Genomic DNA, 11,724 nt, shown 5'->3' on the forward strand with positions numbered 1-11,724 from the left:
TGGGACGTCAGGCTGCCCTGTTTAAGCCCAGATCCTTAGTAAGACTCTGGAGCGAAAAAGCGGCAATCTCCTCGGGTTCAACTGTTCGGGTGATTTTGACTTTTCGGTAGGGATCTGCAGCCAGATCAAGGTCTCGTTGCTTCGGAAGAGGTTGCCCCTGATGGTTAAAAAGGCAGCGTATTTTGGGGCGGGAACGGGAGGTTTGAGTGACATCCGTCACCATGCCGATCTGCTGTTTGTTGAGTTCAACCAAGGTACCTACGGGATAAACACCAACAGCGCGAATAAAGCGTTCCACCAGCTTGCCGTCGAAATTCTGGTTTCGCATGCTATAGACCTTTCTCAATGCCTGTGTTGGGGTTTCTTGATTGCTAAAGTGTCGATTTCGGGTCATGGCCTCAAAGGTTGTAGTGATTGCCAGAATGCGAGCCTCAAGAGGAATCTTGCGTCCTGAAATGCCGGCAGGATAGCCGGTACCATCAAAGCGCTCATGATGGTAGGCGATAACAGCGTTTAGAGGGCGAAGGGCAGAGGACTGGTGCAGAATATCGCAGCCGTAGTTAACGTGTTGTTGAATGCTGATACGTTGACCGATACTGAGGATCTCTTTCTGATCAAGCAATTCAGCCGGTACCCTTATCATGCCGATATCATGCAGCAGCGAACTCATACAGAGTTTATGCAGTTGTGCTTTAGACATGCCGAGGCTGCGACCAAAATTAAGGCTTAGAATTGCGACATCCAGTGACTTCCGCTCTAAAGTGCTGTCTTTTTCTTCCAGCTGACTGAGAAGAGCCAATGTGCCGGGGCGGGCCAGGGTCGATATCAGCAATTTTTTTGACATTGCCTGAATACTGGCATCATCAATTTTTTGTCCGCTTCGGACTCTCTCAAAGTTAATGTTCAGAACATCAAGGCATTCATGGAAGCTATCAATGACAAACTGCTTGGAAACCCTTGCCGCCAAAGGTTCTTCGTTTTTTTCCGGGGGCTTTTGAGGTTCAGGTTTATGGCTGCGTTCTTCTGACTTCGGAAGAGTAGGTTTTAAAGGGGCAAACTCTGAAGTGGTCTCTGTATCTATTTGAGTGGCATTTGATGTTGACTCAGTCTGTCTGGCTTTTTCCTGTTCATTGGTTGTTTGATGATCTTCAATCGATACGATCTTGCAGTGTTGTAGCAGAAGCGCCAGATCTTCGCCTGAGTCAAGAATGAAAGGACTAGTCCACTTGGGACTTTTGCTCCAGCCAATATCCAAGGCGACAATTTTCATGCCTGGCATTAGCTGTGTTACGGGGATGTTCTGACGCATTTTAAATCCTGAACAGCTGGTGGGACTAACCCTACATGTTGAATTACTACTTTCAAATCAAACATGAAGCAGTAACATCATATTCCGTGTGAAAGAATAGAAGATTATCTGTACCTAAAAAAGTGATGAAGTGCGGTTGTTTGAATTTGTAAGATTGTGCTTGGTCATTGGTTGCAAAACCAAGATGTGGTATTTGCTTCAGTTAAATTGCGTCAGACCGGAATATGGCAGTAGAGTCGGCCACCTTCGTCTATCTCATTAAAATGCCCATCCAACTGAGCAGAAAGCACTTTCAGGCTCTGACGTATCTGTTCTGCCCAAGGTTTCTGGTTGCATACCGGTTGTCCGTCGCTGAGCGTTATCTGAATCTGAAGACGTTTTTCCAGACTGCCGGGGGCGGTTTTAGATGCCGTTTCTTTTGTCAGAGAAATTATCAGGTCCGCTCCATTGGACTGTATCAGTGCTAATTCGAGCATGCTGACAACCATCAGCTCTAATCGTACCGGGTCAGATGTAATGCGCTGAGGGAGCTCATCACTTAGCCTGTAATCCAGAATCCAGCCTTCAAGGCGGCTTTGGGGCAGGTAACTTTGTAAAACCTTATTCATCAGTTCACTCAGTGAGATTGTTTGATGTTTTACCGGTGGCAGCTGCTCTGTCTGGCACAGGGTAAGGGTGTTTCTCAGGCGCTGTTGGTGGGCATGAAGATCTTTGGCCAGATCAGTAGCGACAGGATTGAGCTCCAGTTTATGCAAACGTTGGCTTTGTTTCAGAGCGGGAGTCAGGTGTTGCTGCAAGGCTTGCGTAACCTCCGGCAGTAGGCCGTCATTATTCCTGCTGCCGGGCCTGATGGCTTCCGGTTGCTGCTCTTTGGCACCTTGAATATCCCGGTAGGAGCGTAACGCAACAATGACCGAAGTGAGCAAACGTGATGCGGACAACTCGGCTTTGCTCAGATAATCATTGATGTCGTAATCAATAATCACCTGTGCTTCCGGCGCATAACCGGGATGGCCGGTACGTAAAATAATGCGTACGTCTGTGTTGTTCATCTGATGCCGTATCGTCTCGACCAACTGCAGCCCGGCGTTTTCGGTTTCCATCACCACATCCAACAGAATGAGTGCGATATCAGGGTGAAGTTCAACCTGCCGTTGTGCTTCGGCGCTGCTCATGGCGCTGATCAGCTCGATAGGCCGTTGTTCGAACTCGTAGTCACGAAAAATCATCCGGGTGATGCCGTGAATACCTTCTTCGTCATCAACAATCAGTATTTTCCAGGGAATCATAGGCCGGTGTCTTATTCAGAAATGCACAAAGTGCTCATTGTGCCAGTAAATGTTTCATTTTGCTGTAGAAACTCGAAGGTTTACCATTCGATTTCTACTCTGTATCTCTACGCTGGCTGATCTAGTCGGTGGATTTTTGCACTGGCTCCCCACCCCTGATAGAGCTTTCTTGCTTTCTGTAAACAAAGCTCCGCCAGCATAGGTTGTCCGGTGCTATGCAGATAAGCGCCGTAGCGTTCGTAGGCGAGTGCCTGATGAGGCTGAAATCCCTGCTGGGTGAAGATTCGGATCGCCTGCTCAAAAGCTGTTGTACATTCCGATTGATCAGGAACGGCTTCGTCTGCGATCAGGCGCTTTTTTTCCGCCCGAAGCAGATAATACTGCCCACCAAAATTCTCCGGTGATTGTCGGCTCCAATGCTCAAAGCGGGATTCTGTCTGATCGATAATTCTGATCCGGCGAGGGCTGGTCTGGTTCTCCTGTTGCGAGAGAATCAGCCGCATCATACCAAGAGAGAAGAGGGTCTCAGTGATCATAAAATAACCCGGAAGATCGTTTTCCAGTTGGCTTTGCCAGTTGAAGAGTTCGGGCCAGATGTCTTGCCGGTTAAGAATCAAGGCCGCCCGGATCAGGTTGGCCGCCTGCAGTGGACGCTTATAGGCTGGCTGGGAGGGAAGCTGTGTATTGCCCTGTAACAAGTCTGGCAGAAGCATTCCGGCATCTTCAAGCTCGGTGTGTAGTCGGTCTGGTACGGATCGACTGGGCTGCGTGAGCTCCAGATCCTGTCGGTCCTGCCGACAGCGCCCTTTCAGGCGGTTGAGCGTCCGCTCTCCGGTAATACTGGTCAACTGATACCAGAGGCATTTTTGCTCATGGTTCAATAAGGGATCATTTTTTCGACGAACCAGATCACCAAGGCGACGCAGTTTGATCAGAACCTGTGGCAGAGGCTCAAGCCAATGCTGAACCTGACCTGTGTGCCAGAGATCGGTTACTGCTACGGAATCTATGGGGTATTCCTGAATGGCGGTGGCAGGGTTTAGACCCAAGGGTTTTTGAGGTGATTTTTCCGGCAGTTGTAAGTGTTCCTCAAAACTAAAAAATTCACGGTCACGGTTTTCAGTCCGGACCGATAGTGCAAGGCCTTGTTTCAGAATGGCATCGCTCAGTTTGTAGTCGCCACAGAACCAGCTGGCAACCCAGGCGTAACCCACTAATGCATAGCGGGCAAAGCTGTTTAACAGGTTGCTGTTTTGGCTATCCAGCTTTGATGCTTCATTTTGCAACTGCAGACAGAGCTGTGTCATTCGGCTGATCACGCAGGCGGCCAGAAGCGGCTGAGACTGGCGGCGAGCCAGTTGGCTGATCGGTTCCAGAAGGCGTAACTGGTCCAGAGCCGCAGATGCCTGATCCGCTGACATGGCGGTCTGGCTATCTTTTTGCAGAGCGGGGGCGTTTCTTAGCTGCTGAATCTCCTCCAGAGTCTTCAGCAGGTAGACCAATTGTTCTTTATCGTCTTCCGGCAGGTTGGGTGAAAGATGAGGCAGCAGTAATTCCAGGGCCTCATTCTGCTGACTCAGATAGAGCAATATCCGGGCTTTAAGGCGCAGCATCTGATGCTGTCGGCTTTGTAAGGTGTCTATTCTGTCGCTATCGGTGCTCGGGGTTTTGCCCGGAAGTGTCGCATCGTAAAGAGCGAGTGTGGTTAATGCGCATTCGGCATCCCCCAGATATAACTCAAGCTTGGCTTGCTGATAAATCGCATGCCATAAGAAAGGGGTTGTCGCTGTCCCGATGGTGTTTGTATCTGCCAGGAGATGAGTCTCCAGCCATTTTTTTGCTGCTGCCGTAAACTGTGATGCATCCTGCTGACGATTTTCTGACAGGGCCTGAAACGCGGCGGACTGATTAAGCTTTACGGCCTGTTCAGCATCAGCCAGAACGGTATCTGTCAGGCGGTTCAGGTGGGACAGTAGCTCTGTTGTTTCCTGAGTGGGTAAGGATTCCGGTAATGTATCCCAAAGCAGCTGGCTTATCTGATGGTGCAGTTGCATCCGATCCTGTTGTGGCAGTTGCTTGTAGAGATTCTGTTGAATCAGGTGAGAGCTGAAGCGAAACCCCGGTAGACCCTGAGCTAACTCCAGAGGTTCAATCAGTCCCTCTTCCTGGGCTGGCCAGAGGTGGATCATAAGGCGGGCTTCCGGCTCCCGGTTTAAACGGGCAAGAAATGCCAGACTGAAGATCTGCCCGATAACCGATGCCCGCTGAAGGGTTTTTAAACCAAATGGATTAAGCCGCTGTAGCTTCTCAGGTAATAAGTGCTGCAGATTGTTTTCGCTGATCCCGTCATCATGACTTGTGGTGATTTGGCCATCGGTAACCAGATCCCGTGGTGTAAACGGCGTGGTTTGGGGGGGATTCCGGTCTTTTTCCGGTGAGCTGTCTTCTGATTTGGTTTCTGAGTGTTGCAGCGTTTGTCGGTATTGGCTGGGGGGCATACCGACCCAGCGTTTAAACGCTTTCTGAAATGCTGATTGGTTGGAGAAGCCCAGTTGAAAAGCGATCTCACCAAAGCTCTGGTCGCCCTTACGGATCAGCTGTAAACAAAGCTCTTTGCGGGTTTCGTCGTAAAGATTCTGAAAGTTAGTATCCAGTTCTCCCAGTTTACGCTGTAGCGTCCTGAGGCTCAGACCGAGTTGACGGGCGACGTCTTCCCGACGAATCGCATCACCCTGTGCCATTATCTGCTCGCGGATCAGGTGTCGTATCTGAGCCGTTAGTGCGTTTCGGTTCTGACTTTTTCCCAACAGGGCGTCGGCAAAGCTTTTATGCAGGTGATGCAGTTCCCGGTTGGCATCCGTGCAGGGCAGCGACAGATATTGGGCCGGTAATATAACGGCATTTTCTTTGGCATTAAAACTGACCTCGGCTGCAAAAAGCTGTCGAAAACGAGCAGGGTCATCCGCCTCTGGGTGCGCCAACTCAACGCGTTGTACCGGGATCTGTTGCCCTGTCAGCCAGCGGGGCCAGTTCAGCAGACAGGCAAGAAAGAACTCCGCAATATTTTGTTCCGGCTGTTCCAGCTTCAGTACCAAACGAACAGCTTGTTTGTTGCTGCTTGTATCCTGGTTATGGCGTACTGCTTCAAGGCTGAGTTGTGCCCCCTCGAAGAGAATCGGCAGATACTCTTCCAGAATGTTCAGGGCCTTGCCCAAAGTGTCTGAAGTAGAGATCAGAAATCCGGTGGAGCCGAGCATTCTCGGTTGTGTGGCTTCTGCCAGTCTCAGACTGATGTGCGGATTATTGCTGGCTTTGGCCAAACGGGCGAGAACCCGGGTGAAGCGGTCAGCGGGAAAGCGGGCATCGGGTCGGGTAAAATCCTGATGTGTCAGTCCGGCATCATCCAGCAGCTGCTGTTGAAGAGATGGCAGTGGTTGGGGGGCATGTTCTGATAGTAACGGTGTGGAAGAACTCTGGCCTGGGATATTGTCATTACCGCTTGCCTGTTCAGAACCCAGCAAAGTGGGTGGATAGTGTCGGGCCAGTTGCAGAATAGGCTCAAGAAGTTTGCTGGAAGCTGTCGCGATTGGCATAAAATGAGTAATAATGCTCTTGTTTTGAACGTTTGAATTTATAAGTAAAGGATATCATAGGGTTTTGATAAATAGTTCCTCCCGTGCCAGTGGGCCAGTTGCCAGCCTTAGTGTTCAGCACCTGAAAGCCTGTCAGCGGCTGTTTTCGGTAGTCCTGCTGCTGTCGGGTTTTATAACAGCATTCAGCGTACAGGCCGATCAGGTTCTGCGGATCGGTATGCCAAAGCCGGGTGTGGTTCCTTTTTTCTGGCAGGGGCCTCAGGGGGACTTTCGGGGGATCTACGCAGATACTTTACGCCTGATTGCTCATCGCCTTGAGCATGAGATTAAGGAGCCGGTAACCCTTGAATTTATCCCTCTGTCTCAGGCGCGCTTGTTACGCCAGTTTGAGGCCGGTGAAATTGATATCGAAGCCGGTGTTGTGCCGCAGCCTCCGGATCCGGGTGCGGATCCCAGCAGCCGACTGGCGGGATTGTCATTGTTTACCCGGCCTTATGGTGTGGTGAATCATGTGATCATCTATCAGCCGGAACTGTCTTTTCCGATCTTTATTTTGCCCGATCTGAAGGGGCAGCTGGTCGCAACTGTACGGGGCAGTCAGGTCCCCCCTGGGCTGGTTCGGGAAGACTTTTCAAACCAGTGGCAGATCGCTCAGCGAGTACACCGGAAATGGAATGAAATCGGCCTGATGACCGAGGCTGTAGCCCTGTACTACCAGCATAGTGAGCAACTGAACTATAAGATATCACTCCCATACGCCAGTAAGTCTGTGTCGTTCCGTTTGCATCAGCAGCGGAAGGCTTTATTGGATCCGATCAATCGTGTGATCGATCAGCTGGAAGTGGAAGGCAAACTGGAACAGTTGGTGTGTGACTACCTTTGCGGTAAAGCTCCGGCATCCCCCTGAATGAACAAGGTGACGCCGCTATGGTCTGAACGTTTTATTCAGACGGCAGAAATTTCCCCAACAGCCGGTAGCTGTCCAGTCTCTCTTTCTGGCTGTAGGTGACGGTAACGGTTGCTACCTCATCCGTTGCAAAATCCTGGGCTAGTTGAGAGATCTCTTCCCAGCACTGTTCCGGTGTACCGATAGTGTAACCTGCAGCGATCTGATCAAATAATGCCTGATGTGATTTTGGCATAGCCTGGTAGCGGTTCTGGACCTCTTCCGGTGTGACAAAGTCTTCCCGCTGGCCGATCTGTGCCGCGTATTTGCGGTAGACCGCTGTTCCGGCTCTCAGATGGGCTTCTTCCTCGGTCTCGGCACAGATACAGGCGATCGCCAGCATGCGCTTGGCTTTGTGCTGATGGCCGGCCTGTTCCCAGGCTTGCTGATGAGCGTCAAAAATAGTCGGGCGACAGTTATCCGGATCGATAAATCGAGCCAGTGCAATGTTGTAGCCCAGTTCTCCGGCAAGAGCAGCACTGCCACCGCTGGAACCCAGCATCCAGAGTTCCGGTTTTTCACTGCTATCCGGCAGAACATGGATGCCACTGTAGGGATGGTTGGCTTCCAGTGACTGGTTGATGAACCCCTCCAGTAGGGCTGCCTGCTCGGCATACAGCTCGCCCTGAAGCGCTGGGTTTGGAAAAGCCAGGGCATTTGAGGTCAGCCCTGTGCCACCAGGGGCGCGACCCACCCCCAGATCAATACGTCCCGGAAAGAGGTTGGCCAGCATTGAGAAGGTTTCAGCGACTTTTAACGGGCTGTAGTGAGACAGCATAACGCCACCGCTGCCGACACGGATTCTCTTGGTGATACTGGCCAGATGCGCCACCAGAATTTCAGGGCAGGGGTTAGCGAAGTGCAGACTGTCGTGGTGTTCCGCCACCCAGTAGCGGTAATAACCCAGTTCATCGCAAAGACGAGCCAGTTCAACCGTTAGCGAAGGGGCGTCTTTTTTGCTGTGACAGCCGTGAACCGGCGTCTGATCAACCACGGAAAGTTTAATCGTCATGGGGTACTCCATTATTTAATTGTTAATATATTAACTAAATTGTGGCGGGAATTGAAACCTGCTTGCTTGTCGTTGCAATTATTCAGCGCTTAATCGCCTGCGTAACGGATGTGGCCGTTGTTTCCTGAGCTGAGATCGGGGAGAATATGCGCCAATATTCTTCCGCACCCGACCGCAGAAGCCTTTGATCGCTTTTGCCTCCGGTGCTTTTATCGTTTTTAAGCCAGAAGATTCTCTATTCATGTCTCAGACTGCCGTTCAGAACGAAGTGGCCAAGCGCCGCACCTTCGCTATTATTAGTCACCCCGATGCCGGTAAGACCACGATTACCGAAAAACTCCTGTTGCTGGGTAATCTGATCCAGACCGCGGGTACGGTAAAAGGTAAGAAAAGTGACCGCCATGCTACCTCTGACTGGATGAGCATGGAGCAGGAACGTGGTATTTCCATCACGTCATCGGTGATGCAGTTCCCGTATAACGACCGCATGGTAAACCTGCTGGATACTCCGGGGCACGAGGATTTCTCGGAAGATACCTACCGTACCCTGACTGCCGTTGACTCCGCACTGATGGTGGTGGATGGCGCAAAAGGTGTCGAGGACCGTACCATCAAGCTGATGGACGTTTGTCGTCTGCGTGACACTCCGATCTTTTCCTTCGTCAACAAAATGGACCGCGATATCCGTGATCCGGTTGAGCTGCTGGATGAGATCGAAGAGGTTCTGAAAATTGAAGCCGCACCGATCAACTGGCCGATCGGTATGGGTAAAGACTTTAAAGGTGTTTACAACCTTTACACGGACACGGTGCATGTTTTTGAAGCCGGGAAAGGTCATACCCTGCAGGATGATATCCGTATTCAGGGGCTGGATACCGATGAAGCCCGTGAGCTGATCGGTGACGAGTACGATGACTTCGTCGAAGAGATGGAGCTGGTTCGCGACGCGACCCACAAGTTCGATTCTGAGGCTTTTCTGTCCGGTAAACTGACCCCGGTTTTCTTTGGTACGGCTCTGGCAAACTTTGGTGTTCGTGAGATGCTGAATGACTTTGTCGAGTGGGCGCCATCGCCGATTGCTCGTCAGACGGAAACCCGTGAAGTGAATCCGGCTGAAGAGAAATTCTCCGGCTTTATCTTTAAGATTCAGGCTAATATGGACCCGAAACACCGTGACCGTATCGCTTTTATGCGTGTTTGCTCCGGTAGTTACACCCGTGGGATGAAGATGAAACACGTACGTACCGGCAAAGATGTGAAAATTGCCGATGCGGTAACCTTCCTGGCGGGGGATCGTGAAAACGTAGAAGAGGCCTGGTCCGGTGATATTATCGGTCTGCATAACCACGGTACGATTCAGATTGGCGATACCTTTACCGAAGGTGAAGCGCTGAAGTTTACCGGTATTCCCCACTTTGCCCCGGAAATGTTCCGTCGTGTACGGGCGAAAGATCCGCTGAAAACCAAGCAGCTGCAGAAAGGTCTGAAGCAGTTGTCGGAAGAGGGTGCGGTTCAGCTGTTTATGCCGATGAACAACAATGACCTGATTCTGGGTGCGGTCGGTCAGCTGCAGTTTGAAGTGGTTGTTTTCCGTCTGAAAGACGAATACAAAGTGGACTGCATGTACGAGCCGGTTAACGTACAGACTGCCCGCTGGGTTGAGTGCGACGACCAGAAGATGCTGGATGAATTCCGCCGCAAGAGCAGCGACAACCTGGGATATGACGGTGCCGGTCTGCTGACCTATCTGGCACCAAGCCGGGTTAACCTGTCTCTGGCTCAGGAGCGTTTCCCGGATATTTTATTCCGCGCAACCCGCGAACACTAATCCTGGGCACGGCATCGCGTTCTGTGACTGCTAGCGGCATACCGTGCTCTGAGTGCTTTTTTGATAAATTAAACTGACAAAAACCACCTCGCTAATGAAGCCGGGTGGTTTTTTTGTGCCCTTAAAACGTCGCTTAAGGATGGCTGATGGGTCATAAGCCTTTTGGGGCACAGTAAAAACGTCATAAAAGCGCCATAATGACTTCATAATTAAAGAAAATTACAACGATAAAAAATGAATCAGAGGTTTTTTTATGCTGACTGACAGCCACTGCCATCTCGACTTCAGCGAGTTCCATCATGACCGCGCAGTACAGCTGCATCAGGCGTTTAGTGCTGGTGTACGCCGTATTGTTGTTCCTGGTATCAGCCGTAAGCACTGGGGGCGAACCCTGCAGCTTAATGGTGAGTTCTGCGGGGTTCGTTTGTATCCGTCGCTGGGGTTACATCCTTTCTTTATGGCGGATCATAACGCCGGTGATATTGAAGAACTGGATCGTTTGCTGAGTCAGTACTCCGGGCAGATTGCGGCCATTGGGGAGATCGGTTTGGATTTCTCAAAGACGAAAGCGTCCGACAATGATGCTGACGTGAATGCTGTGTGCGCTGAAACCGGTAAAGAGGCACAGCTGGCGCTGTTTGAAGCACAACTGAAAGTCGCTCAGAAGCATGGTCTGCCGGTAATTTTGCATGTGGTGAAAGCCCATGACCAAACTCTGAAGCTGCTGAAGAAGTACCCGGATCTGGTGGGTATTGTGCATGCATACTCCGGTAGTCTGTCTCAGGCGGAGCAGTATGTGAAGCAAGGCTTTCTGATCGGTGTGGGTGGCGCGATAACCTGGCCGACGGCACATAAAAAGCGTGAACTCTTTGCTCAGCTGCCAATGGAAAGTCTGGCATTGGAAACCGATGCCCCGGATATGGCGCCGGATGGCTTAAAAGGACAGCGTAATACGCCGGATCAGATTGCGGTTATTGCTGAAGCGCTGGCTGGATGCCGACAGGAATCCGTTAAGCAGATCGGTCGTGTGACCAGTGCCAATGTCGAGCGGGTGCTGCATCTGGCTGAGGTTTGCCCGCTGGAGTTCTGATCTCCTGTTTGACGGACGTGTCTATATCGTCTGTTAATCTTGGTTAAAAACGACTTTAAATGACTGTTTTTCAGTCAGTTGTCAAAAAAAGGTGTTACAGGTAAGGTTTGCCGATCTTGTTTAAGGACGCAGAGCATGGCTCAGGAAAAAGTACAGTTTCAGTCATCGGCATCAGCCCTTAGGGCGTTAAAAGTAGGTAAGCGAAACCCTAACTGGGTGGATGCAGCAGAGTATCTGATCAACAAGGCTTCGCCTGAGGTTAAGCTACTGTTGGAAGCGGCTCAGGAGATTGAGCGGCAGAAAATGCGGGGTGATCTGCCACAGGGCACCGGTGAGCATAACGTGACCTCCAGTCTGTTCAGTCCGGCGCAGTGGGGGATTATGGGGCTGGTAGGTGTTGTCTTTACCGGTCTGATGATCTGGATTGCCAGCCAGATCGGTATTGTTGGCTGTTAACCCGGTGGTGTTAGTGCTTCTCTAAGCGGTCTGATAGTTTTGAGGCGCTGGGCACATTTGAAACATTAAAAAGAGCATTCAGGGTGGTCTGAATGCTCTTTTTTATAGCGGTGTCCCGTCCTGAATAAGGTTGACACATTTTCTAGCCTAAACTGGAGAAATGTGATGACCACTTATCTGAAGCGTACCCAGCGCGATTAT

At 50.9% G+C, this 11,724-nt stretch carries 8 protein-coding genes; 4 read left to right on the plus strand and 4 right to left on the minus strand.

Annotation, left to right across the window (positions count from 1 at the left end):
- Positions 1 to 7 precede the first annotated feature (7 nt).
- The 3 genes from AC4GL5_RS14725 to AC4GL5_RS14735 all read right to left on the minus strand — a co-directional run bounded on the left by AC4GL5_RS14725 (position 8) and on the right by AC4GL5_RS14735 (position 6,191).
- Positions 8 to 1,309 carry a cyclic di-GMP phosphodiesterase gene (locus AC4GL5_RS14725; protein WP_490383552.1) on the minus strand — a complete coding sequence of 434 codons (1,302 nt, stop codon included), beginning with the start codon at positions 1,307 to 1,309 and terminating at the stop codon, positions 8 to 10.
- 212 nt (positions 1,310 to 1,521) lie between these two features.
- Positions 1,522 to 2,598 carry a response regulator gene (locus AC4GL5_RS14730; protein ID WP_490383553.1) on the minus strand — a complete coding sequence of 359 codons (1,077 nt, stop codon included), beginning with the start codon at positions 2,596 to 2,598 and terminating at the stop codon, positions 1,522 to 1,524.
- A 107-nt stretch (positions 2,599 to 2,705) separates the two neighbouring features.
- Positions 2,706 to 6,191, minus strand: a complete 3,486-nt coding sequence (locus tag AC4GL5_RS14735; RefSeq protein WP_490383554.1) for an AraC family transcriptional regulator — start codon at positions 6,189 to 6,191, stop codon at positions 2,706 to 2,708.
- 64 nt (positions 6,192 to 6,255) lie between these two features.
- Between AC4GL5_RS14735 and AC4GL5_RS14740 the strand changes: the two genes are divergently transcribed.
- On the plus strand, positions 6,256 to 7,098 hold the full coding sequence (locus AC4GL5_RS14740; RefSeq protein ID WP_490383555.1) for a substrate-binding periplasmic protein: 843 nt from the start codon (positions 6,256 to 6,258) through the stop codon (positions 7,096 to 7,098).
- A 34-nt stretch (positions 7,099 to 7,132) separates the two neighbouring features.
- Here AC4GL5_RS14740 and AC4GL5_RS14745 read toward each other — a convergent pair whose 3' ends face one another.
- Positions 7,133 to 8,149, minus strand: a complete 1,017-nt coding sequence (locus AC4GL5_RS14745; protein ID WP_490383556.1) for an MsnO8 family LLM class oxidoreductase — start codon at positions 8,147 to 8,149, stop codon at positions 7,133 to 7,135.
- Positions 8,150 to 8,390: 241 nt separating this feature from the next.
- On the opposite strand from AC4GL5_RS14745, the gene AC4GL5_RS14750 reads away from it, so the two are divergent.
- From AC4GL5_RS14750 to AC4GL5_RS14760, 3 genes are all read left to right on the plus strand, one after another.
- The gene (locus AC4GL5_RS14750) at positions 8,391 to 9,977 is read left to right on the plus strand and encodes a peptide chain release factor 3 (protein WP_490383557.1); all 1,587 of its coding nucleotides are present in this window, start codon (positions 8,391 to 8,393) and stop codon (positions 9,975 to 9,977) included.
- A gap of 253 nt (positions 9,978 to 10,230) precedes the next feature.
- The gene (locus AC4GL5_RS14755; RefSeq protein ID WP_490383558.1) at positions 10,231 to 11,067 is read left to right on the plus strand and encodes a TatD family hydrolase; all 837 of its coding nucleotides are present in this window, start codon (positions 10,231 to 10,233) and stop codon (positions 11,065 to 11,067) included.
- A 135-nt stretch (positions 11,068 to 11,202) separates the two neighbouring features.
- A complete protein-coding gene (locus tag AC4GL5_RS14760) occupies positions 11,203 to 11,523 on the plus strand; it encodes a hypothetical protein (protein WP_490383559.1) in 321 nt (106 codons plus the stop codon).
- Positions 11,524 to 11,724: the final 201 nt, after the last annotated feature.

This window comes from Oceanospirillum sp. (assembly GCF_982874595.1).